Source organism: Microcoleus sp. B13-B6, from assembly GCF_036705405.1.
Classification (GTDB): domain Bacteria; phylum Cyanobacteriota; class Cyanobacteriia; order Cyanobacteriales; family Microcoleaceae; genus Microcoleus.
Map to the genome: position 1 here is coordinate 1 of NZ_JAUBUJ010000096.1, position 21,626 is coordinate 21,626.

General features: G+C 46.4%; 23 protein-coding genes and 1 pseudogene. 12 read left to right on the forward strand and 12 right to left on the reverse strand.

The features are described from left to right. Positions 1 to 140, reverse strand: a 140-nt coding sequence (locus QUB35_RS30840) for a helix-turn-helix domain-containing protein (protein WP_333145499.1), incomplete at its 3' end; no start/stop codon positions are given. Positions 141 to 149: 9 nt separating this feature from the next. Next, positions 150 to 819, reverse strand: a pseudogene (locus QUB35_RS30845) (IS607 family transposase). A 123-nt stretch (positions 820 to 942) separates the two neighbouring features. On the opposite strand from QUB35_RS30845, the gene QUB35_RS30850 reads away from it, so the two are divergent. Then, complete coding sequence (locus tag QUB35_RS30850; RefSeq protein WP_333145436.1) at positions 943 to 1,299, forward strand: hypothetical protein; 357 nt, start codon at positions 943 to 945, stop codon at positions 1,297 to 1,299. On the opposite strand, the gene QUB35_RS30855 is transcribed toward QUB35_RS30850, so the two are convergent. From QUB35_RS30855 to QUB35_RS30865, 3 genes are all read right to left on the reverse strand, one after another. Beyond that, positions 1,256 to 1,972 carry a TrkA family potassium uptake protein gene (locus tag QUB35_RS30855; protein WP_333145501.1) on the reverse strand — a complete coding sequence of 239 codons (717 nt, stop codon included), beginning with the start codon at positions 1,970 to 1,972 and terminating at the stop codon, positions 1,256 to 1,258. The two genes, QUB35_RS30850 and QUB35_RS30855, sit on opposite strands and share 44 nt — an antisense overlap. A 208-nt stretch (positions 1,973 to 2,180) precedes the next feature. After that, a complete protein-coding gene (gatC, locus tag QUB35_RS30860) occupies positions 2,181 to 2,462 on the reverse strand; it encodes an Asp-tRNA(Asn)/Glu-tRNA(Gln) amidotransferase subunit GatC (RefSeq protein WP_333145503.1) in 282 nt (93 codons plus the stop codon). Positions 2,463 to 2,624: 162 nt separating this feature from the next. Beyond that, positions 2,625 to 3,146: a photosystem I assembly protein Ycf3 gene (locus QUB35_RS30865; RefSeq protein ID WP_333039118.1), complete on the reverse strand. Its 522-nt coding sequence runs from the start codon at positions 3,144 to 3,146 to the stop codon at positions 2,625 to 2,627. Between the two features lie 636 nt (positions 3,147 to 3,782). Here QUB35_RS30865 and QUB35_RS30870 point away from each other — a divergent pair. Next, a complete protein-coding gene (locus tag QUB35_RS30870; RefSeq protein WP_333145438.1) occupies positions 3,783 to 5,108 on the forward strand; it encodes a hypothetical protein in 1,326 nt (441 codons plus the stop codon). A 52-nt stretch (positions 5,109 to 5,160) separates the two neighbouring features. Beyond that, positions 5,161 to 5,283, forward strand: a complete 123-nt coding sequence (locus tag QUB35_RS30875) for a hypothetical protein (RefSeq protein ID WP_333145439.1) — start codon at positions 5,161 to 5,163, stop codon at positions 5,281 to 5,283. A 151-nt stretch (positions 5,284 to 5,434) separates the two neighbouring features. Here QUB35_RS30875 and QUB35_RS30880 read toward each other — a convergent pair whose 3' ends face one another. Together QUB35_RS30880 and QUB35_RS30885 are read right to left on the reverse strand one after the other, a co-directional pair. Then, a complete protein-coding gene (locus QUB35_RS30880; protein ID WP_333145441.1) occupies positions 5,435 to 5,659 on the reverse strand; it encodes a hypothetical protein in 225 nt (74 codons plus the stop codon). Between the two features lie 381 nt (positions 5,660 to 6,040). After that, on the reverse strand, positions 6,041 to 7,216 hold the full coding sequence (locus QUB35_RS30885) for a SpoIID/LytB domain-containing protein (protein WP_333145442.1): 1,176 nt from the start codon (positions 7,214 to 7,216) through the stop codon (positions 6,041 to 6,043). Between the two features lie 269 nt (positions 7,217 to 7,485). Between QUB35_RS30885 and QUB35_RS30890 the strand changes: the two genes are divergently transcribed. Together QUB35_RS30890 and secA are read left to right on the forward strand one after the other, a co-directional pair. Continuing rightward, positions 7,486 to 8,418 (forward strand): ribonuclease Z, encoded by a 933-nt coding sequence (locus tag QUB35_RS30890; protein WP_333145443.1) that lies wholly within the window; start codon positions 7,486 to 7,488, stop codon positions 8,416 to 8,418. A gap of 469 nt (positions 8,419 to 8,887) precedes the next feature. Further along, a complete protein-coding gene (gene secA / locus QUB35_RS30895) occupies positions 8,888 to 11,704 on the forward strand; it encodes a preprotein translocase subunit SecA (RefSeq protein WP_333145444.1) in 2,817 nt (938 codons plus the stop codon). Positions 11,705 to 11,803: 99 nt separating this feature from the next. Here the strand turns inward: secA and QUB35_RS30900 are convergent, their stop codons facing one another. After that, entirely contained in the window at positions 11,804 to 11,956 is a 153-nt protein-coding gene (locus tag QUB35_RS30900) for a hypothetical protein (protein WP_333145446.1), read from the reverse strand. A gap of 1 nt (position 11,957) precedes the next feature. Here QUB35_RS30900 and QUB35_RS30905 point away from each other — a divergent pair, with 1 nt between their 5' ends. The 3 genes from QUB35_RS30905 (at position 11,958) to QUB35_RS30915 (ending at position 12,617) form a co-directional block, all read left to right on the forward strand. After that, positions 11,958 to 12,122, forward strand: a complete 165-nt coding sequence (locus tag QUB35_RS30905) for a DUF4160 domain-containing protein (RefSeq protein ID WP_333145448.1) — start codon at positions 11,958 to 11,960, stop codon at positions 12,120 to 12,122. Positions 12,123 to 12,241: 119 nt separating this feature from the next. Beyond that, positions 12,242 to 12,385 carry a DUF4160 domain-containing protein gene (locus QUB35_RS30910; RefSeq protein WP_333145451.1) on the forward strand — a complete coding sequence of 48 codons (144 nt, stop codon included), beginning with the start codon at positions 12,242 to 12,244 and terminating at the stop codon, positions 12,383 to 12,385. Further along, the gene (locus tag QUB35_RS30915) at positions 12,348 to 12,617 is read left to right on the forward strand and encodes a DUF2442 domain-containing protein (protein WP_333108088.1); all 270 of its coding nucleotides are present in this window, start codon (positions 12,348 to 12,350) and stop codon (positions 12,615 to 12,617) included. Before QUB35_RS30910 ends, QUB35_RS30915 begins: the two co-directional genes overlap by 38 nt. 86 nt (positions 12,618 to 12,703) lie before the next feature. On the opposite strand, the gene QUB35_RS30920 is transcribed toward QUB35_RS30915, so the two are convergent. From QUB35_RS30920 to QUB35_RS30935, 4 genes are all read right to left on the reverse strand, one after another. Further along, positions 12,704 to 12,997 (reverse strand): DUF3288 family protein, encoded by a 294-nt coding sequence (locus QUB35_RS30920; RefSeq protein WP_333145453.1) that lies wholly within the window; start codon positions 12,995 to 12,997, stop codon positions 12,704 to 12,706. Between the two features lie 241 nt (positions 12,998 to 13,238). Further along, complete coding sequence (locus tag QUB35_RS30925) at positions 13,239 to 14,156, reverse strand: hypothetical protein (RefSeq protein WP_333145456.1); 918 nt, start codon at positions 14,154 to 14,156, stop codon at positions 13,239 to 13,241. Positions 14,157 to 14,211: 55 nt separating this feature from the next. Continuing rightward, positions 14,212 to 14,781 (reverse strand): tetratricopeptide repeat protein, encoded by a 570-nt coding sequence (locus QUB35_RS30930; RefSeq protein ID WP_333145459.1) that lies wholly within the window; start codon positions 14,779 to 14,781, stop codon positions 14,212 to 14,214. An 846-nt stretch (positions 14,782 to 15,627) separates the two neighbouring features. After that, the gene (locus QUB35_RS30935) at positions 15,628 to 17,919 is read right to left on the reverse strand and encodes a serine/threonine-protein kinase (RefSeq protein ID WP_333145462.1); all 2,292 of its coding nucleotides are present in this window, start codon (positions 17,917 to 17,919) and stop codon (positions 15,628 to 15,630) included. A 303-nt stretch (positions 17,920 to 18,222) separates the two neighbouring features. Here QUB35_RS30935 and msrP point away from each other — a divergent pair, with 303 nt between their 5' ends. From msrP to QUB35_RS30955, 4 genes are all read left to right on the forward strand, one after another. Next, a complete protein-coding gene (gene msrP, locus QUB35_RS30940) occupies positions 18,223 to 19,206 on the forward strand; it encodes a protein-methionine-sulfoxide reductase catalytic subunit MsrP (RefSeq protein WP_333145464.1) in 984 nt (327 codons plus the stop codon). A 126-nt stretch (positions 19,207 to 19,332) separates the two neighbouring features. Next, complete coding sequence (locus tag QUB35_RS30945) at positions 19,333 to 19,476, forward strand: hypothetical protein (protein ID WP_333145467.1); 144 nt, start codon at positions 19,333 to 19,335, stop codon at positions 19,474 to 19,476. A 52-nt stretch (positions 19,477 to 19,528) separates the two neighbouring features. Beyond that, the gene (locus QUB35_RS30950) at positions 19,529 to 20,368 is read left to right on the forward strand and encodes a hypothetical protein (protein ID WP_333145469.1); all 840 of its coding nucleotides are present in this window, start codon (positions 19,529 to 19,531) and stop codon (positions 20,366 to 20,368) included. A 2-nt stretch (positions 20,369 to 20,370) separates the two neighbouring features. Beyond that, a complete protein-coding gene (locus tag QUB35_RS30955) occupies positions 20,371 to 21,624 on the forward strand; it encodes a BREX system ATP-binding domain-containing protein (RefSeq protein WP_333145471.1) in 1,254 nt (417 codons plus the stop codon). The last annotated feature ends 2 nt before the right edge of the window (positions 21,625 to 21,626 follow it).

Consider the following 21,626-nt stretch of genomic DNA (forward strand, 5'->3'; position numbering starts at 1 on the left):
GGCTTCAGTCCATCTTGATAAAGATTACTCCAAGTAGCCAAGCCCCAATTATAAGTAAACCTTGCTATTCCAGCGTGTTTACTCATAACTGTTGCTTGGCTCTTGTTTAACTTTAACTTTGTTTTGATGGATAAAAGCATTGTTCGACCTCAACACTGTATTTCTTGATTCCTCAATTTTGCCAGTTCTTGTACGGGCTTGTCAATAGCATTTTTTAGGTTTTCTTTGAGCTCTTTGGAGTAATTTCGTAGACCGTATAGACGGCAAGAGAAGCAGTGGATTATCGCCATCAAATCTTCTACTAATTCATGCTGGGGGGACAACGATAATTGATTGGCGACTACAATTTCGCATCCAACCGACGTGGCAAGCTCTTGGATGAATTCAAAAGCAAAGCGACACATTCTGTCTTTGTCTGCAATTACAATTATTGATATTTCACCTTTGAGCATTGACAGCATGATTGCTAGAAACTTTTTCCTTTTAAAATTTAGTCCGCCCCCAATTTCTGATACCCAATCATCGACTGTTAATCCTCGACAAGGGCAGAAAGCTTCCATTGCCAGCATCTGATTTTTGAGTTCCGGCTTCTGTCCACTGGACGAAACAAGGGCGGTAAACGACCGTTTTTCGGTTGGCTTCTATGGGCTTCAATCCGTTGGCTATCAAGAGATCATCTTCGGTGTAGAACCGATGACCTGACAGGGTGCGCAAGGCTGGCAACTTCCCTGAAACGTCCCAACGTTGGAGTGTTTTTACTGACAATCCCAGCTTTTTTGCGAAAACGCGCGAGCTTAAACAAAATGGTACACCGCATATTGGTCTATAAGTGTATCATTTTGTCTATTTATTCGCTACCTAGGGACTAGCTCCCTGGTAGGACAGGGATTAAGTTTACCCTGGCTAGTAAAACGACTAAAAATTAGCCGTGTTTCTGATGTAATGCAGGAAGCTGGGCAGTTACAGATTCAGTTGATCGCTTCCAAAGCGGCTCAAGATGAGCTAGATAGTTTGCTGAAATCTGGTGTGTTGCCGAAGGCAGTTTACGAAGAGTTATGGGCATCATATCAAGCACGAGTAGCACACTCTGAGCGAGTGCTGCGCGATCTCTACAATAAACATCGGGCCGGGCAAGTACAGGGCGATCGCACCGGGCTAGATACGATTCGGCGGCGATTGCTTCTAGCAGAAAAAGGAGCAGTTAGCGATGCCCTCCGCAAGCGAATTGTCCCAGAGGATCTGGTTCATCCTTACATCAAAGATTTGGATGAGAAACTTCTAACGTTGGCAGATGACTAGCGCGAATGCGAAGGTAATCAATCATCTGGTGAACTAGCTCTGGACGGGTGACGACCAAGATGGTAGAACCTGCTTCTAGAACAGTATTGCCGTTTGGAATCTCCAGATTGGCGCAGGCATGGCATTGATAACCAATAATCAGCGAACCTTTTGGAAAACGAGGGTCTTGAGCAATTTGAGCAACGGTGCGACCTGCCACATTGCAATCGCCTGGAACGGGCAGCTTTAGCACCTCGACTTGTCCTTGTTCAAAGTGCATCATCGATTCGATTTGAGGGTATTCAATCGCATTCGCCATTGTTGCGACTGCCAAATCAATCGTGCTGATGATGTGACTGGCTCCGGCAAGGCGATAGGCTTCCATGAATTCGCGATCGCGCATCCGCACCACAATATGGGAAATGCCATAGCTCCTGGATAGGGTGATGAGCGCTAAATTCAGTGCATCATCCCTGAGTGCTGCAACGACTGCGTTTGCTTGTTTAATTCCCGCTTCCAGAAGAACCGTTGTACTCACCGCACTGCCTTCAAATGCCATCACTCCGATTTTTTCACGAGCAAAGCGACAAGCCAGCGGGTCGGCATCGAGGATTGCAACCGTATGACCGAGTTTTAATAACTGCTGGGCTAAACCCAGCCCCATCATTCCTGCTCCACCAATTAATACGTACATGACTATTTGTCGCCCCAAAAATGAACTTTCCCGATCATCGCTATGAGCGATATTGTGTTGGGTTTCTATCAGTTTAATCGGCTTGTGGGGTGGCTTCTACCGGGCTTACTTATTACCTGTTCGACAGTTAATTTAATCGGGTTTTGGGGTAGGCATTGCTAGCCCGCCCCTCAAGGGATGTTCCTCAGTTAGCTGCGTAGGGGGAACCCTACATAATCTTAGGAACTTTAAAAAACTCCCCATCGCGATCGGGAGATCCCTCCAAAATACTTTCTCCCTTAGCAAAAGGTTGCAAATCGTCCGATCGCATTACATTACTAACATCGATCGCCCGCGTTGTCGGCTGTACCTTACTCGTATCTAGTTCGCTCAACTGCTCAAAATAATCCAAAATACCGTTAAGTTGACCAGTAAACTGCTCTTCTTCTTCCGGCGTTAATTCCAATCTCGCTAAATTCGCTACTTTCCGAACTTCTTCTCTGTCAATCATAAAAATCGGGAATGGGGAATGGGGAATGGGCAATTGGGCATTGGGCATTGGGCATTGGGCATTGGACATAGGGAATTGGTTATTTGTTATTAGAGAAACGACTAACTACCAACTATTAACTACTAACTATGCCCTATGCCCCGTGCCCCATGCCCATCCTAGTTAAAAATACACATCAATTTGCGATCGGCCTGTCGTCTTCAGCCAATTTTGTACCTCAATGTAATTGTTTGGGGCCAAGCGAATAGCCTCCTTCCAATAATCCGCAGCTTTATCAAACAGCCCTTCCGCGCCTTCAATATTGCCAGCTTCCTTTTCCTTTTCCCCTTGATAGTGGTAAATTACAGCAATATTATTCAGTGCTTGTGGCATTCTCGGATTGAGATCCAAAGCCTCGCTGTAATATTCCAAAGCTTTATCGTGTTCGCCGTTGCTAGTATGGATCAGCCCCATATTGTACAAGACATAACTGCGATCGTAAGGATCTTCCTCCAGCTTCAGCGCTTCATGATAATTGTCCAGGGCTTCAGCATATTCGCCATCTGCTTGAGCTGACATACCATCCCGGTAATAAGCAAAAGCTTCCTTCGCCTGCTTTTTGGCTGGCATAATCTTGAGGATGATATCAGCCATTACCGTGAAACTTTTGTCAATAAAGTTATCGTTGCGTTGAGTTCTTGGCATATGCGATTCTTTGGTTAGTGGCTAATCCGAAAAATTAGCCTGTAAAGTTTTGCTATTAATAATTGCGCCACTGTTGTAGTGGGCCGTTGTGTTGAGGGCGCTAAAAAGTTTAGTCGATCGCAAGTGCGAACCTTAAAACACGCCCTTGGGTTTAACACCCGCGCAAGCTCTATCTATTTTATAGAAGTCTTGCAAGACTTGCAAAAAAACTAGATTTCTTTAACATATCTCTGGCACTCTACACAAAACTTACAAAAACCCGCGCCGAAGGGAAAAGTTCTGCTGGAGGGTGCAGGGGCCATCCTCTCCTCTTCGATGGCTTTCCTTCGGATTGCTTTGCTAACGCCAACGGGCGATCGCGCACCGTACCTTACTAACTGTACCCATAATCCACCCTCCTTGACCCTCAGAGCAAACAAGCAAAAGCAAATGCCGAAGAGAAATTCAATCACAAAGTTTTATTAAGCTATTCGAGTTCAGCCCATACTTAAAAGTTATTCGGCAAAACACTAGCAATATTTTGCCCCAAAGTCAAGGGCAGCATCAAAAAAAATCCGAAACCCGATCGCCAAAACCAGCTCGAATTCCCGCAATATATAATAAAAATAACCGGGTAATTTTCACAGAGAGAAACCTATGGCTCCGAATCCCACCATTATGCAAGCCGTCGAACAACTTGGCTACCGCGTTACGGTTGGAGACGTGGCGGCAAAAGCTGGATTAGATGTCAATTTTGCCCAGCGAGAACTGTTAACCCTCGCCTCCGAAGCAGGCGGCAACCTGCAAGTAGCAGAATCCGGCGACATTGCCTACCTATTCCCCAAGAACTTTCGAGATATTTTGCGAAACAAATTCTTGCGCTTGCAGTTGCAGGAATGGTGGCAAAAAATCTGGCGAGTTTTATTTTACCTGATTCGGATATCTTTTGGCATAGTGCTGGTAGCTTCCATCCTCTTAATTTTTGTTGCTATCACTATTTTAATCTCCAGTTTACTCTCCAGCAGCGACAGCAATAACAGCGGCGGCGGAGGAGACGGTGGTAGCGGGGGCGGCAGAGGCGGCGGCTTTTCCTTTTTTCCCTACTTCTGGAACGAGTTAAGCTGGATATTTTACTGGAACCATGACCAACCATACTACCAGCAGCGATCGCGCTTAACTGGCCCAAAACCCGAGATGAGTTTTCTGGAAGCAGTTTTCTCCTTTCTCTTTGGAGACGGCAATCCCAATCACAATCTAGAAGAGCGCAAGTGGAGCGATATTGCGACTGCAATTCGCAACAACCGAGGTGCCGTCGCCGCCGAACAAATTGCCCCCTATCTCGAAAATCTTGGACAGGGATACGCCCGAGAATACGAACAATATATGCTACCGGCTCTCGCCCGTTTTGACGGCCGCCCCGAAGTCAGTCCCGAAGGGCAAATAGTCTACCATTTTCCGCAATTGCAAACCACAGCCACCGAGAGAAATTCTGAACCAGTAGCAGCTTATTTGCGAGAAATGCTGTGGCGTTTCAGCAACGCCAGTTCAGGACAAATCATGCTCGCAGCAGGGTTAGGAGCCGTCAATCTTGTCGGTGCGTTAGTTTTGGGGAATCTATTAACTAATAATTTAATCGTCGGTGGATTTATCGGTTTCGTCAGCGCTGTTTATCCCATGCTCCTAATTTACGGCGTCGGATTTCTCGCAATTCCTTTAATTCGCTACTTCTGGATTCAGTGGAAAAATAGCCGGATAGAAGCCCGCAATCAAGAGCGTCAGCAGCGAGCAATGTTATTAAACGAACCCGATGCCAACTTGCTCAAAAAACTGGCCTACGCCCAGGAATTTGCAGCAGAAAACGTTCTGACTGGAGAAGACTTAGCTTATACAACAGAAACAGAATTAACCCAACAAGAACTAGAACAGTCAGCCAAAATAGATGCCGAATGGCAGCGCAGGCTCGATCGCTCGGACAAGTTGTAATACTAATGAAAAAAACTGTGGTTTGTTGTTAAGTTAGGTTGTGAGCATCTCAATGAAAGCAGCAAAGCTAGAAATTGGAGTTTTGGGGCAGGAGGCAGGAGGCAGGAGGAAAGAGGAAGAAGGAAGGAGCCAGAAGAAGTGTTTTTACAAATATGAGATGCTCCCGTTAGGTTGAACTGAAATCTGGTACTCTTTTCAAGAATAGGCAGGAGGCCTGTTCCACAATAAAATATCTTTGTTGGGGAACGGGCTTTTAGCTCGTTGCTAAGAATTGTGGAAAATATCAATCTTTATGGATGTCAGAAGTTTTTTTAATCCGAGTTTTATTAAATAAGCTTAGGGCGTTTAAAAATCAAACAATTTTGGTCATACTTCGAGTCGTGATCCAGAGCCACAAGTTCCCATCCCTCCTCCCCCAAATGATTGACAAATTGATGCAGCGAGCCTTGTTTCCAATCTCGCTGTTCTTCACCGTTTACATATAAACTAATCAGCTTGTTTCCAAAAGGATACATATTCGCATCCACAAATAAATACTCCCACTTTTGCATAGCAATCCTTAATGTAGTTAGTCATTAGTCATTAGTCATTAGTCATTAGTCAGTAGTCATTAGTCAGTAGTCATTAGTCATTAGTCATTAGTCATTAGTCATTAGTCATTAGTCATTAGTCATTAGTCATTGCCAATTTCCCATACTTCGGCTACGCGGTTCCTGACCTGCCACTACGCGGTTCCTGAGCGTAGTCGAAGGGCCGTACAAGTTCCCAATTCCTTGTATTCAGGACACGGAAGTCAGAGATACAGCAATAGTTGTTTTTCCGTTCTTCCTTCTTCCTTCTTCCTTCTTCCCTCGGACTGACATCCGTTATATCCGTTACATCCGTTACATAATCCGTTGCCGAACTTCTTCCTTCTTCCCCATTCCCAGCAGTTACTGGACTGCAATTCTAGCCAAAGTAGCACCTCGGTAATAGTGCAACAAAATCTGCTGGTAGCCGTATCCCTGTCTGGCCAAATTGTAGGCCCCCCACTGACTCATTCCTACAGCGTGACCGAAACCTTTGCCAGCAACTTGAAAACCGGTAGGAGCTTGGCCGCTGTTCCTTGGGTTCCCACCGCCCCCATACTGAGGAATCACGGTAAACCGGGTACTCCTCAAATTTAGAACCCGGCGTAAATCTGCGCCAGTCATGACCCTAGAACCGCCATCTCCAACTACTTTCATCTTCAAAACGCTGCCGTGAGCGGTAGTGCGTTCTGGCTTCATCGAGATCACATTACCCACGCCAGAAATCCTATTGCTGATTTGAGCCCGGGAAAAATTTTCTTTCCATTGGTAAACCGGGGCCCCTTGGTCGAAGTCAGGAACAGCACGCAGGTAAGGCAGAGGTTCCGTCCAAACATCCTCGACATTTTCAGTATGTCCCCCAGAGGCAGAGTGGAAAGCGGCTAAAATAATCTGACCGTTGTAGGCCAGAACTTGACCGGCGGTTGCATCGACTGCGGAATAAGTGCCAGAAGATTCTGTTTGCAGTCCTTTGTAAACTTGGGAATACTGAGTGCTGTCCACGTCGTAAAGGTCGGTTTCGCTTTTGAGGCGCTGGTGGATAGCGTAGGAACGGGCGGCGACTGCTTGGGCTTTCAAAGCCTCTTGAGGCCAATTGCCACTCATCTCGGCGCCGAGAACGCTGTAGAGATATTGTTCGATATTGACGTAGTTGATGGCAGTCAAGCCTCCTTTTTGGGGAACTAGAAGCGTGCGTCCCCGATACCAACGATCGCCAATCCAGACATAACCGTTCCCCGTCGGCTCGATCCAAACTTGGTTGGCGGCCCAGCGACCAATTGCCACTGTTCCCGATCGAAATTGAGCTGACTGAGAACTGTTTGCCGGCAGTTCGCCCAAATTGCGCCCGCTACCGTCGCGGATTGCAGCCTTTGTAGAACTGCCGATTTTTATCTGACTTGCCCCGTCTTGTACCGCAACTCGCAAGATCAGCGCGGCCTGTGCTGGGGCTACCATTACCAGCCAAAACAACAGCGAAATCCAAAAGTAGCGTTTTTTTAATGTCGAAAAAACGGAACCAAAAAATACTCCTGACTGCATTTGAAAATTTTCCTCCTGTGCTGTATGAGTTTAAGAATTTTTAAGGGAAGGCAAGGCAAGGGAAAAAGGAAGGGGAACGGAAGAAAGAAAACGTTAGAATTGGGTTGATCGCTCTGTGCGCTTGTCGAAAATGATTTTAGCAACTAGATGTTCGCAGGAACAGCGATTTATCCCGGTTCCTGGCTGCGACTATTTCCTGTATGTCGGATCAGCCGCACTCTGGATATATGTAACATATTTTTTAAGACTTAATTGAGGTGATTTGACTCTTGCAGATTACATTTCTCGGAACTAGCTCCGGCGTACCCACGCGATCGCGCAACGTTTCCAGCATCGCCCTCCGGTTGCCCCAGCGAGCGGAACTCTGGCTGTTTGACTGTGGCGAAGGAACTCAGCACCAGTTTCTCCGCAGCGATCTCAAAGTCAGCCAACTGAGCCGCATTTTCATCACTCACCTGCACGGCGACCATATTTTCGGCTTAATGGGTTTGCTGGCTAGCTGCGGTTTGGCGGGGAATGTCAAGCGCATCGATCTTTACGGGCCTCCGGGACTTGAAGAATATTTGCAAGCTGGCGTTCGTTATTCTCAAACTCATTTTTCTTACCCGGTTAAGGTACACAAAATTCACGAGGGAGTCATCTATGAAGATGACGAATATATTGTTAGCTGCGGCCCTTTGAAGCACCGAGTTACTGCTTTTGGTTATCGAGTAACTGAGAAAGATCGTGCGGGACATTTTGATGTAGAAAAAGCGAAGGCTGCGGGCATTCCTTCCGGGCCAATTTACGGCGAGTTAAAACAAGGAAAGACGGTAAAGTTAGAGGACGGGCGGCAGTTTAAAGGTACGGATTTTTGCGGCCCAGATCAAGTCGGGCGCAAGTTTGTTTATTGTACCGACACGGTTTTTTGTGACGGGGCGGTGGAATTGGCGAAGGATGCTGATTTGTTGGTGCATGAAGCTACTTTTGCCCATCAAGATGCTCAAATGGCCTTCGATCGCCTGCATTCAACTTCGACAATGGCGGCTCAAGTGGCTTTGACGGCTGGGGCGAAACAGTTAATTATGACGCATTTTAGCCCGCGTTACGCTCCGGGGAATGCGATCGTCCTGGATGATTTGCTCAAGGAAGCGCAGGCAATTTTTCCGAATACGAAAATGGCTTACGACTTTTTGACTTACGAAGTGCCCAGGCCTGTTTAAAACTAGGATTAATCTGGGTTCAGATGTGAGAGCATTTTCAATAAGGGCGATCGGGGCGGGCAAGATGCCCACCCCACAAAAACATTAATCTCTCTTGTGGAACAGGCCGTCCAGCCTGTTGCTTAAATTAATGCCACAAAAACATGAACCTCTTGTGGAACAGGCCGTCCAGCCTGTTGCGGAAATTAATCCTACAAAAACATTAATCTATTGTGGAACAGGCCGGAAAGCCTGTTATGCTCTGCAATTGTCAATAAGCACCGATACGTGAGTGGCGATCGCTACCCACCTTCACCAACTTCAATCCAAAATCCAAAATCCAAAATCCAAAATCGAGCGATCGACCGCAGCCACGGCCCAGGACAGCCAATGGTTGCTACAATCGGGGAGGGTATATGTTGTGGCTAACACTACAGCCCGTAACCCTGAAAGCTAATAGCTAAATTATTAAAAATCTGCCTCTCCTGCCATGTTTAAAAATCTGCTAGGCGATCCCAACGCGCGCAAACTGAGAAAATTTCAGCCTTGGGTAGCTGATATCAATATTTTGGAAGAAGACTTCCGCGCACTCTCAGACGACGGCCTCAGAGGCAAAACGGCGGAGTTTCAAGAACGTCTGGCAAAAGCTAAATCTCTCAACGAAGAGAAAGAGATCCTAGACGAAATCTTGCCGGAGGCTTTTGCAGTGGTGCGGGAAGCGGGACAACGGGTTTTAGGAATGCGCCACTTTGATGTCCAACTCCTCGGCGGCATTATCCTGCACAAAGGCCAAATTGCCGAAATGAAAACCGGTGAGGGCAAAACTCTCGTGGCGACGCTGCCGGCTTACCTCAACGCCCTCAACGGTAAAGGCGTACACATCATCACCGTCAACGATTATCTCGCAAGGCGGGACGCGGAATGGATGGGGCAAGTGCACCGCTTCCTGGGATTGACTGTGGGACTGATTCAGCAGGGCATGGATCAGGTGGAACGAAAGAAAAATTATAACTGCGACATTACCTACGCGACTAACAGCGAAGTCGGCTTTGATTATTTGCGCGACAACATGGCTACGGTCATGGAAGACGTTGTGCAGCGTCCTTTTAATTTCTGCGTGATTGACGAGGTTGACTCGGTGCTGATTGATGAAGCACGGACGCCTTTAATTATTTCCGGCCAGGTGGAACGCCCCAGTGAGAAGTATATACGGGCGGCTGAGGTAGCTGCTGCTCTGAGAAAGGAAAATGAAGAACATTACGAGGTTGATGAAAAGGCTCGGAATGTGCTATTGACCGATGAAGGGTTTGGTGAAGCTGAGCGGTTGTTGGGTGTTACGGATTTGTACGACCCGGCTGACCCTTGGGCGCATTACATTTTTAATGCGATTAAGGCCAAGGAATTGTTTATTAAGGATATTAACTACATCGTCACTCCCGATCGCGAAGTCGTGATTGTGGATGAGTTTACCGGCCGGGTGATGCCGGGACGGCGCTGGAGTGACGGTTTGCACCAGGCGATCGAAGCCAAGGAACGGGCGGAAATTCAGCCGGAAACTCAGACACTGGCGACGATTACCTATCAGAATTTCTTTTTGCTTTATCCGAAGCTGTCGGGGATGACTGGGACGGCGAAGACTGAAGAGACGGAGTTTGAGAAGATTTACAAACTGGAAGTGACGCTGATTCCCACTAACCGGATTACCAGCCGCACAGACCTTTCGGATATGGTTTACAAGGCGGAGGCTGGGAAGTGGAATGCGATCGCCCAAGAATGCGCGGAAATGCACGAGGTGGGTCGGCCGGTGCTGGTGGGTACGACAAGCGTAGAAAAGTCGGAGTTGCTGTCGCGGCTGCTGCTGGAGAGGAAAATTCCTCACAATTTGCTTAATGCTAAACCGGAAAATGTGGAGCGGGAATCAGAAATTATCGCTCAAGCCGGACGCAAAGGCGCTGTGACGATCGCCACAAACATGGCGGGACGCGGTACAGATATTATTTTGGGCGGTAATTCTGAGTACATGGCGCGCCTCAAGTTGCGGGAGTATTTTATGCCCCGCATCGTGCAACCCGAGGATGATGACGGGTTTTCGGTGGTGCAAGTGCCGGGTATTGGTGGCCGCCCCGCACCTCAAGGTTTTGATCCGACTAAGAAAAAGGTAAAGTCTTGGAAAGCTTCGGCGCAGATTTTCCCGACGCAGCTATCGAAAAATGCCGAACAAATGCTCGTGGCGGCGGTGGAATTGGCGGTGAAGGAGTACGGCGCGCGATCGCTCACGGAATTGCAAGCCGATGATATCGTGGCTATAGCTTCGGAAAAAGCGCCGACAAAAGACCCGGTAATTCAAAAATTGCGGGAAGCTTACAATTTAACTCGCAAGGAGTACGATGCTTTTACCAGCACCGAACACGATGAAGTCGTGCAGTTGGGAGGCTTGCACGTCATCGGTACCGAACGCCACGAATCGCGCCGGATCGACAATCAGTTGCGCGGCCGGGCGGGACGCCAAGGAGACCCCGGTTCAACGCGGTTTTTCTTGAGTTTGGAAGACAATTTGCTCAGGATTTTCGGCGGCGAACGGGTGGCCGGTTTGATGAAGGCTTTCGGTGTTGAGGAAGATATGCCGATCGAATCTGGAATGCTGACTCGTTCCCTCGAAGGCGCTCAGAAAAAAGTCGAAACCTACTATTACGATATCCGCAAGCAGGTATTTGAATACGACGAAGTGATGAACAATCAGCGTCGAGCAATCTATGCGGAACGTCGCCGAGTATTGGAAGGTTTGGACTCCAAAGAACAGGTAATTAGATATGCCGAACAGACGATGGATGACATCGTGGGAGCATACATCAATCCCGATTTACCTTCGGAAGAATGGGAACTCGACAAACTTGTGAGCAAGGTGAAGGAATTTGTTTATCTGCTCGCTGACATGACGCCGGATCAGCTAGAAGATTTGTCCGTTGAGGAAATTAAAACATTCCTGCACGAACAAGTCCGCAATGCTTACGACATTAAAGAAGCGGAAGTTAATGCAATCCGAGCTGAATTAATGCGAGATGCGGAACGATTCTTTATTTTGCAGCAAATTGATACTTTGTGGCGGGAACACTTGCAGCAAATGGATGCTTTGCGCGAGTCTGTAGGGCTGCGCGGTTACGGGCAGAAAGACCCGCTGATCGAGTACAAAACTGAAGGTTACGAGCTGTTTTTGGACATGATGACGGATATCCGCCGCAATGTGGTTTATTCGCTGTTCCAGTTCCAGCCGCAGCCGGCAATGCAAGTTTCGCCAGAGATGGTTTGAAAATAGTTAACTGTTGACTGTTGACTGTTGACTGTTGACAGTTGACTGTTAACAGTTGACTGTTGACTGTTGCTTCCAGGCTCTTCCTGGAAGTTGATTTTACATCACCCGTGTCATGGAAGAAGAATATAAGAAGACCAAATACAGATATTTGCATTGAAATATTGTATAACCTGGAATTATGCCAACAATTGTCAGGAACAGGCAAGATGCCTGTTCCACAAAAGATAAATTTTCTTGTGGAACAGGCATCTTGCCTGTTCCTAAAAAGCTAATTGAGAATGGTGCAATATCTCAGTATCTCAGTTTTTACCGACTTTACTTTTACAGCCATGAACCAAATGAACCACCTCATGTTCATATTGACAGAGACAAATCATCGGTTAAATTTTGGTTGGAGCCAGTCAATCGATTTTAGATTTTAGATTTTAGATTTTAGATTGAAGCCTTGACCCCACGGATAAATACGTTCGGCAAGTTTCATCGGATACACGTTTTTTATTTCTGGATGGATGAATCACGTGGCGGGTATCCTGGATGCTTTCGGTCAGTTTAGGAAACAACCTTGGTTTTAGTGCTAAAGAACTTCGTAAAATACAGTCGGTAGTACAAGAAAATAAACAAACGCTATTGGAGGCTTGGTATGGGTATTTTGGCGATTCGAGCGGACGAGAGAGTTAAACACATTCATTTTACAGAAGAAACCATTAGTGTTGATTTGATGGATGGACGAATCATTACCGTCCCTTTAATTTGGTATCCAAGATTGTTTCATGCAACGCCCGATCAAAGGGAAAAATGGGAAGTATGTGGAGGAGGCTATGGCATTCACTGGGAAGAAATTGATGAAGACCTCAGTACAGAAGGAATGCTGCGAGGTGCACCGGCTCCGAGGCCTAAAATTACTCATTAATTTCCATCGCTAGTTCACTTCTAAGCTTTGGTAAGATAGCCTTTCTCACGTAAGAGATAAAGGAGGTATTTAAGGTATATTTGAGATTAAAGCCAATCTTCTTGATCGCTTTTTTGTCGCCTGTAAACCTCACCTGTAGCGTGAATCTTACGGGTTTGTTCGTAAAGAGTTTCTTCGGTATGATTCCATTTTTGCAGGACTTTTTTTAAGTCTGATTGAATATCTCTAGCGCCTGGAAAGCCTCGGTAGCGAATTATTAATCTTGCTAATTCCGATAAATTGTAGTCGGTTGCTTCTCCTGCTAATAAAGTATTGACACTGGCTCGATCGCGCTTGTATTGCGGATGCTGCTGATCTTGAGTTTTTTCTATTGAATCCATACTATTTATATTTCCCAATCATATCAAATCCGTTGACATCGGAATCATTATCTCTCTCTCTTCTCTTTCTCTGTGTCCTCTGTGCCCTCTGTGGTTTAATATTCCGATATAACCGGAATTGATATCATTTGAAAATGATGCTACAAGCAACCGCCACCCAAAAGCGCGGACATAAATAACTATCATGAATAGAGCCTTCAATCCGCGCTTCATAAACGGTTTGATTCGGGTATCATAACAGTCAACAGTCAACTGTCAACTGTTCAGTCAGTCCCAGAAATTTTTGTGCTTGTTCAGTAATACCAAATAGTCGATCGCCGTGACAAAAAATTTCCCAGGCGCGAATTCCCATAAAACCAATACCTGCAACCGCCAAGGGCATCGCTGCGGCACCTAAAAGCGCAGCAATGGGGGGAAATATCATGCACAGTGTTAACAGAATGCCAGTAATAACACCACCAGCAATGCCAGCTTTGGCGGTGGCGGTGGCGACTTGTTCGACTAACTCTGACTGGGTAATTTTCCCTTCAACGCACAATAGCGAATTTTCTAAGATAGAAAATATTAACTCAATTACTGCTGCTGCGATCGCCCCTTTCATTGCAGCCCCAACGATTTCCGCAACTGCTGCTTTAAACGCTGCATCCGCTAAAACTTGCTTAGCGACTGCTAATTCTGCGGCAGTCATGTCTACACCACCGCGAGCACGATTCACCCAAAAATATTCAAAAATCCCGTTAGTAGCTTCGCTTCCGCCTCCATTGACGTGCGCTTGGATGTGACTCCAATCTTTATCTTGACAGAAGTTGCGAATTGCTTCTGGGCCTTGGGCACGAATTTGGGCGGGTATGGATTCAAATACTTTTGCTGCTTCTTGAATATCTCGCATTCCGTCACGCACCCCAGCCCTAGCAAATTTGGATTGCAGATTTCTTGGCAGGTTCTCAAAACGGATGTTATGTGCTATTTTAAAAGCTTCTTGAGTGGTGATCGCCCCGGCACTAACCATTGAACTTGGCGCTGATTGTACCCACGCCGTTAATACAGTTGCACTTTCCTCAACTTTAGCAGCGATTTCGTTGGCTAAGTTTTGGGTATCGGCAACAGTTTCTCGTACTTTAGCCGTTAGCAATTCCAGCGGATTCGGGTTAATTTCCATGTCGATCCAGCTTGCATCGTGAATGATTGAATTATTCCGACTATAACATTCCTCTTCAGTAAGTGTTATTTTTTACTGAATTGCTTCTTGCTTCTAACTCCGGCTGTAAATTTAGAGCTTTTTTTTGATAAAATAAACCTTCATTGATTCGACCTTGCTCTTCCAAACTTTTGCCTAAATTCCAATAAGCGACGGCTAAATCTGGTTGAAGAGCAATAGATTTTTGATAATAAGTTATGGCGTCATCGAGCTGACCTTGTTTGTAAAACATACTGCCCAAATTAACATATGCTTCGACAAATTTAGGGTCGAATTCTATCGCCTTGGAGTAGGCGCGAATCGCCGCGTCTATTTTGCCTTGGGCTTGCAGGATATTCCCTATAGTTTTGTAGGCGGCGGCGAAATTGGGTTGCTGGCGAAGTGCTTGGTAACAGGAGGCGATCGCCTCTACATATTTCTGTTGCGTATAATAAATTTCTGCTATCTTGTTGAGTGCGATCGGACTATCCGGTTGAATGGCTAGTAATTTTTGATATTGAGCGATCGCCTCCTCAAGCTTTCCTGATTTCTGAAGGCTATCACCCGCTGACAAATACTGCTGTGCTAACTCCGAATTTGCGGTCATAGATTTTATTTTAACAGCCGAAACTACTTTACCACAAGTGTTAGTTAGCAACCGCCTTTTCTAGGGATATTCTGACTATTTGAGATTTTAAATTTGTTTTTGTACCAACATAGGACTTACGCAATCATTCCAGGTATGGGGGCAACCACGGGGGGTTTGCCCCTACAAAACACTATATCGGGCAACCACGGGGGGTTTGCCTACAAAACACTATATATTGAGGCTGTGCGTAAGTCCTGCAACTGTTCGGACAGTTTTTGATTACAAACCGTAGAATAGAGGTTTCAGGGAACCCCGATTAAAGCAAGTTGACACTCCCCAGCCTAAAGGCGTGGGGATTCTTAATTCATCGACTGACCTTTAAGCACCATGTCCTTGCGGCAGTCCTTAAACCTTTCAACAGTACAATAGTACAAATTGACGAGTCTAATTCACTGTTACCCCAGAGGGTCTATCTCCAAAAGCGTACTAGGATACAAGCAAGCGAGTTTGGGTATGCCCTACCCTACTTAACAAATCAAGAAATTGTTTGTTTTTACTGGTTTTTTGTTTTTACTGGTTTAAGGATGCGTTGATCCTTTAGCTGTATGGCGAGTTTTCGCCGCTCTGCGTCCCCCGGTTTATACCTAAAAGTGTGTCTTAACTGTTTCACGAGGGTATTGCGAGTTTAACCTTGACTATTTTAGTATACTACAAATAGCAGCAATTCCTGATTTTTAGGAAGGGATTTAAGAAATTAAAGCCGCCCTAGAAGGACGGGGTTTTAAACCCAATTTCCTGATAAATTAGCTAAATGTTCGATCGCCCTAACTGTTCAAAAATTGATCGAACGGGCGATCGAAAAAATTAAGGAGACAGTCGCCACACCTTAATCGTGTCGTCAAAACTGCCACTGATCAGAGTTTTGTCTTGAGGATTAAAAGCCAAATCCACCCAGGTAGAATGACCCTTCAGCGTGCCCACCGTGTCGGCGGGACTCATCTGCCACCGCTCGCCAGGACTCATCCGCCACAGCTTAATAGTGCCGCTCAAATCGGCGCTGGCAAGCTTGTCTCCGTCGGGACTGAAAGCCAAGGACTTAACCTTGTCGGAATGGCCGATTAAAGTCCGTAGCAGAGAACCGTTGGGCTGCCCGGAGTGATTATTGGGGCTGATATCCCACAGCTTCACCGTCTTGTCCCAACTGCCGCTGGCGAGAGTTTGACCGTCCGGGCTGATGGCCAGAGACCAAACCGCCTCGGAATGACCCCAAAGAGTTTCTTTAAATTCCCCAGTCTGCCAGTTCCACAGGTTGATTTTACCGTCGCTGCTGCCGATCGCCAAAGTTTCTCGATCGGGACTGAAAGCCACCGACTGCACCTCGTCAAAAACCCCGTTGAGAGTTTCCAACTCGGCCCCGCCTTCGACTTGCCACAACTTCAAAGTTTTGTCCTTACCGACACTGGCCACGGCCTGGCTATCGGGACTGAAAACCACCGAGAACACGCCGTTTTGGTGTCCGTCCAAAGTCTGAATTAACCTGCCAGAATAGAAATTCCACAATTTAATCGTACCGTCAACGCCACCGCTGGCGATCGTCCTGCCGTCGGGACTGACTGCCACCGACCACACCGGCCCCAAATGCCCTGCTAAAACCTTTAGCAGCTTGCCGTGACGCTTGTGCAGCAGGTGAATTGTGCCGTCGTTATTCCCGCTGACGATCACGCGGCCCTGGGGAGCAACTGCTACCGCCCAAACCGGGTTTTTGTGTTGATCCGCCAGAGTCCGTACAGCAGGCCCTGACGGCGATGCCTCACCCCTGAAATTCTGCATCGGGGGCGGATTGAACCGAATTTCGGGAATGCTAGAAGCTGGCTCACCAGAAGTGAAAGCCTGCGGTGCAGGAGAGGGCAAGCGAACACCCAGCACTACGGAAAGCAGGGCAACCGTAGTTGCTCCCCACATGGCCAAAGTCCACTTGGGTTTGCTGAGAATCACGTCTACCGGTGCCGGGCCGTATTTCATGTCTGTGAGAATTGCCTCGGTCGATCGATAGCGTTTTGATGGTTCTCGCTGCACCATTTTATCCAGAATGCGGCCGAGTCGCGCCGAAACTGGTACTTTCAAATAATGTCTCCAAGTCCAACTTTCGGCTTTGATGTCAAACAAATCAAAGGGCGACATTCCCGTTAACAAGTGAATGCAAGTGACGCCCAAACTGTAGATATCGCTGCTCTTAATCGCTTTGCCTTTAATTTGTTCCGGGGCCGCGTATTCCGCAGAACCTGTCACCGTTTCGGTTTTGAGCGGCCCGCTGTTTGCCGGAATTGCCGCGCCGAAATCGACTAAAACTAGCCCAGAGGCACTTTCCTGAGACACGGAATGTAGATCCTCTTTCCCTGCCAAAGCTGGGGATGCTTGGGGAGTTTTCCGGTGAATAATATTCGACGGTTTGATATCTCCGTGAATCAGTTGATTTTCGTGAACAAATTGCAGGACTGGCAACAATTCGCTCAGCAGATACCAAATTTGAATTTCTTTAACAACACCTTTTTCTGAAAGCCGATCGGCTAAATTGCGGCCTTCGATGTATTCTTGCACTAAATACTGGCAGCCTTCGAGTTCAAAAGATGCCAGCAGTTTCGGTATTTGCGGATGTTTCCCCAACTCGTCGAGAACAGAGGCTGAGCCGCGAAATGTCCGGTTTAGGGGGTTTTGACCGTCCGCTGTGCCTGCGGGCGCGCAGAACTGTTGAATGACGCAACGGGGCTGCGAAGGTTGGTCTTCATCGACGGCTAAGAAGGTGCGGCAAGTGAGACTTTGACCGAGGGTGTGAAAGACTCGGTAGCGGCCTTTTAGCAGCAAGTTCGACTCGCAACTTTTGCAGACTGTCGCGCGATCGAGATTTTGGGGATTCTGGCAATGGGGATTGATGCAGTAACTCATTTGTCTTTCCGCTGGAGACCCCCGTCCGACATTATTGCTGATGGGGGAGGAAAGCGGGGCGGTGCGTGCCGCTTCCTGTGGACAAATTAAATAATTAATTGGAATCTTTGCTTGATCATAATTGTTTCCCAGATTTTCGCCACAATTGCTGCCGTCGATCGCGCGTAAATAATTGCTGACTTTCCTGCGAGCGAGGTTTAATAGGTCGAGCATACGGGCGGGATCTCCTGCCCAACCCCTACTCCCCACAAGAAAATCATTCTTTGTGGAACAGGCCGGAAAGCCTGTTCTTTAGGATGGTGCAATATCTCAGTTGTTACCGAATTAAGCTATACTGTCATTGCGAATACTTGCATTGCGATCGCACCAAATCAATCGCGAGAGCTTGCCAAATATCCGCGATTCTTTGTTCTATGGAGTGAATCTAAAAGTTCCAATTTCCCATGTCAAATCGACTAACCGATTAAAACTTAGGCAATTTTTTCCCAACTAACTACTAACTTTTAACTATTACTTATGCCGTTAATTCGCGTTCCCAAACCTTGGGAAATTCTCCAACCCCAAATTACCCCAGAAACAGCCTTTCTCAACCGCCGCCGGTTCATGACAAATTTAATTGGCGCCGGCGTGACAGCTTCGCTGCTGCCGCTGACCGGCTGCCAAAGCAATCCTAGCTCAAAAACTGCTCTGGATCAAAGCTCAACCCAAGCATATTCGGAATTGAGCCGGAATCCCGACTTTGCAAAAGTCGATCGAGCGATTACCGACGAAGGCTTAGCTACAAAATACAACAATTTTTACGAATACGGCGGCACAAAATCAATTTGGCAAGCCGCTCAAGCTTTGCCAACAGAAAACTGGAAAGTAGAAGTAGGCGGTTTAGTAAAAAATCCCCGTACTTATGATATTGACGACCTCTACAAAAAATTTCCTATCGAAGAACGAGTTTATCGATTTCGCTGTGTAGAAGCCTGGGCGATGGTAGTTCCTTGGGTCGGATTTCCCATGAAATTACTGATGGCTGATGTCGAACCGCAATCGAAGGCTAAATTCGTTCGCTTTACCTCATTTTACGATCGGGAAATAACTCCCGGCCCCGGTTTGATGTCGCAATTTTATCCTTGGCCTTATACCGAAGGTCTGCGAATTGAAGAAATGGCAAACGATTTAGCATTTTTTGCCACAGGCTTGTATGGCCGAAGGCTACCTAAGCAAAATGGTGCGCCTCTGCGGCAAGTGATTCCTTGGAAGTACGGTTTTAAGGGCGCAAAGTCGATCGTAAAAATTGAATTTGTCGAACAACAGCCCGCCACTTTTTGGAATACAATCGGCCCCAACGAATACGCCTTTGAAGCAAATGTGGAACCCGACAAACCGCACCCCAGATGGTCGCAGGCCAGCGAACGGATAGTCGGCCCCGGTAACAGTTGGTCGTGGGAAACTCGCCCGACTTTGCCCTATAACGGTTACGGCGAATATGTGGCGAGTTTGTACAGTTAATTAACTACGCGAGATGTAATTCCCCTCGTTTCTAGGCTCTGCCTAGGAACGCAGATCCGGAGGCTCTGCCTCCTTATTCCCGCGAGGCAGAGCCTCCAATCCCCTCGTTTAGATGGGAAATATGAAATGTGCGATCGCAGTTTAGCTTTTCCCTTTTTACCCGTTGCCGAAATTCCCGGTTTCATCGAACAAAGCAGAACAGTCGGACAGCGTGCGGCTGTGCGTTTGTTTCGGCAAAGAATTAGAGAGATTTTGCAGAGTCAAAGTTAGCCTCAAGTTATATAATACAGCATATTGCACGTCTATTTTGTAAAATTTACCTATGGTTGAAATAAATCCTTTCCCTGAAAAAATTTTAGACCAAGCCAGAGAACAAGCAGCCTCCACCACCCAGAGAGAAAAAGACATCAAAGCGCAGGCTGAGGAAGTAGAACGCCTTTGCAAGCTCTGGGACAACCTTAACCGGTTCCTCCACAAACAGTGGCCGCTGCACTGCCTGGATTTATTGGATAAGCATAAGCACCTTATAGAGAAGATGAGGGTTGATCAGTCCTCGGAAGTTTCCCTAATGGATGATATTTATCGGGTAGCCAAAGAGCGGGCCCAAGAGCTTAAGCCACATCGGTTTCCAGCCTATTTAGAAAAAGCTTGTCAGGCGACTAGCTTACAGTTAGATCAAGACAGTCGTCATCCCCGCTACAAGTTTGAGAAAGGATTCTTTCAGCTTGATATAGATGACCATAAAAAAACAGCAAGCTTGTCTAACTATGAATCATCAAAAATGGTTAAATTCCCTGCTGACATAGGAGCTATAGTTGAGGTTGTACAACGAGAACACAAGAGGATTTTTGAGCGAACTTTTGATGGCAAAAAGTTTATTAAAAAGCTCCTATCCCAATATTTGGCAATACTAAAGAAAGATAAACTATCAGATGGCTCAACCATTCCTATTCGCAATATCACGCAACGTCTCGGGAAGAACGAAAGTGGATTTCGTACAGATGAATTCCTCATCGACCTTTCACGGCTGGTTGAGCAAGGGCCAATAGAGATTGATGGCTGCCGTCTGGAATTACAACAGACGAAAGAAACTAATCAAGGAATGCTTCTTCACATAGAGCAAAAACGCTATATCGGTTTCATGTTCTTTAAAAAGGTGTAATTATGGCTCAGCGCATTGCTACTCAGGTTGTTGAGTCACTTCGCAAAGGTACTCCACCCCAGCGTGGTGTTGATTTATATTCCGTAGGAAATGAAAAATTAATAGCAGGGATTAAAAAATTTCATTTAAGCGGTATAGAAGAAAAGGGAATCATCCGTTTTATCAGCGGTTCGTGGGGAGCCGGAAAAACCCATTTCTTTAGGTTGCTTCGGGAAGTCGCATTTCAAAATAACTGCCTAGTCTCTAATGTACAGTTGGATAAAGCAGCAGCTTTAAATAAGTTTGAGAGCGTTTTTTATTCTATTTTGCGGAATATTTCAACGAGCTCTTACTTAACTGAAAACGAAGCAGCACCCTTTGGGCAAGTTTTAAAAGAATCTTTAGCTTATTTATCTACAGGCAATTGTAAAGTTAGTAACGAAGTTTCCTACGAGGATTACGTTAAAGCTAGAGAAGCTCTGATTCTCGATAGGAGCATTGATATTGATTTTAAAAAGATGATTCAAAAATACTGGGAAACTTTTCTGCCTGAATCCCCCGATCTAGCTCTTCAAGAACAAAATAGAGCTGAAATTCTCCAATGGTTCAGTGGAGAAGGTAGCGTGGCTATGTACCGGAAGCGATTTGAAGTTAACAAAATTGTTAATAAAGACAATGCGAAACTAATGCTACAATCCCTTGCGGGATTTGTGAGACTTTCCGGCTACAAAGGATTACTCATCCTGTTTGATGAGGCTGAACAGGCTTACTCTATTATGCGTAAATCCTCTCTACGGGATGCTCACAACAATTTGTTATCTCTGATCAATAATATTGAAGCCCTGAAGGGTCTGTTTCTCATCTATGCAACCACACCTGACTTTTTCACAGACCCCAAACACGGAATCATAACCTATGGAGCTTTAGAAGGACGAATCGGCAAGCCAGAGCAACAACGTCAACCGAGAGCATTAGATACTATCTGGAATTTTGATCAGGTAGTAACAGAGCTATCAGACTATCAGAGCGCGGCTAAGAAAATCCTGAGTATTTATGCAACTGCTTATCCAGAAGCGACACTAGAATTACCTTCTGAAGTAAAAGTTGAATTTTTTGTAAAAGAACTTTATGAAATTCATCCGGCACTCAGTGGTGTTCGCTTTTGGCGCGTCCTAGTAACAGCTTTGATTACACATTTTGATGACCATCTAGAAGGAGAAATCAGGTCAGCGGAAACTATATACGACGACGTAATGGATCATCTTAGGGAGGAATAATC

Coding starts and splice junctions, on each gene's coding strand:
- QUB35_RS30850 (WP_333145436.1), top strand. CDS start 943: ATGCAGGAAGCTGGGCAGTTACAGATTCAGTTGATCGCTTCCAAAGCG.
- QUB35_RS30855 (WP_333145501.1), bottom strand. CDS start 1,972: ATGTACGTATTAATTGGTGGAGCAGGAATGATGGGGCTGGGTTTAGCC.
- gatC (WP_333145503.1), bottom strand. CDS start 2,462: ATGATTGACAGAGAAGAAGTTCGGAAAGTAGCGAATTTAGCGAGATTG.
- QUB35_RS30865 (WP_333039118.1), bottom strand. CDS start 3,146: ATGCCAAGAACTCAACGCAACGATAACTTTATTGACAAAAGTTTCACG.
- QUB35_RS30870 (WP_333145438.1), top strand. CDS start 3,783: ATGGCTCCGAATCCCACCATTATGCAAGCCGTCGAACAACTTGGCTAC.
- QUB35_RS30875 (WP_333145439.1), top strand. CDS start 5,161: ATGAAAGCAGCAAAGCTAGAAATTGGAGTTTTGGGGCAGGAGGCAGGA.
- QUB35_RS30880 (WP_333145441.1), bottom strand. CDS start 5,659: ATGCAAAAGTGGGAGTATTTATTTGTGGATGCGAATATGTATCCTTTT.
- QUB35_RS30885 (WP_333145442.1), bottom strand. CDS start 7,216: ATGCAGTCAGGAGTATTTTTTGGTTCCGTTTTTTCGACATTAAAAAAA.
- secA (WP_333145444.1), top strand. CDS start 8,888: ATGTTTAAAAATCTGCTAGGCGATCCCAACGCGCGCAAACTGAGAAAA.
- QUB35_RS30900 (WP_333145446.1), bottom strand. CDS start 11,956: ATGCCTGTTCCACAAGAAAATTTATCTTTTGTGGAACAGGCATCTTGC.
- QUB35_RS30910 (WP_333145451.1), top strand. CDS start 12,242: ATGCTTTCGGTCAGTTTAGGAAACAACCTTGGTTTTAGTGCTAAAGAA.
- QUB35_RS30915 (WP_333108088.1), top strand. CDS start 12,348: ATGGGTATTTTGGCGATTCGAGCGGACGAGAGAGTTAAACACATTCAT.
- QUB35_RS30920 (WP_333145453.1), bottom strand. CDS start 12,997: ATGGATTCAATAGAAAAAACTCAAGATCAGCAGCATCCGCAATACAAG.
- QUB35_RS30925 (WP_333145456.1), bottom strand. CDS start 14,156: ATGGAAATTAACCCGAATCCGCTGGAATTGCTAACGGCTAAAGTACGA.
- QUB35_RS30930 (WP_333145459.1), bottom strand. CDS start 14,781: ATGACCGCAAATTCGGAGTTAGCACAGCAGTATTTGTCAGCGGGTGAT.
- QUB35_RS30935 (WP_333145462.1), bottom strand. CDS start 17,919: ATGCTCGACCTATTAAACCTCGCTCGCAGGAAAGTCAGCAATTATTTA.
- msrP (WP_333145464.1), top strand. CDS start 18,223: ATGCCGTTAATTCGCGTTCCCAAACCTTGGGAAATTCTCCAACCCCAA.
- QUB35_RS30945 (WP_333145467.1), top strand. CDS start 19,333: ATGTGCGATCGCAGTTTAGCTTTTCCCTTTTTACCCGTTGCCGAAATT.
- QUB35_RS30950 (WP_333145469.1), top strand. CDS start 19,529: ATGGTTGAAATAAATCCTTTCCCTGAAAAAATTTTAGACCAAGCCAGA.
- QUB35_RS30955 (WP_333145471.1), top strand. CDS start 20,371: ATGGCTCAGCGCATTGCTACTCAGGTTGTTGAGTCACTTCGCAAAGGT.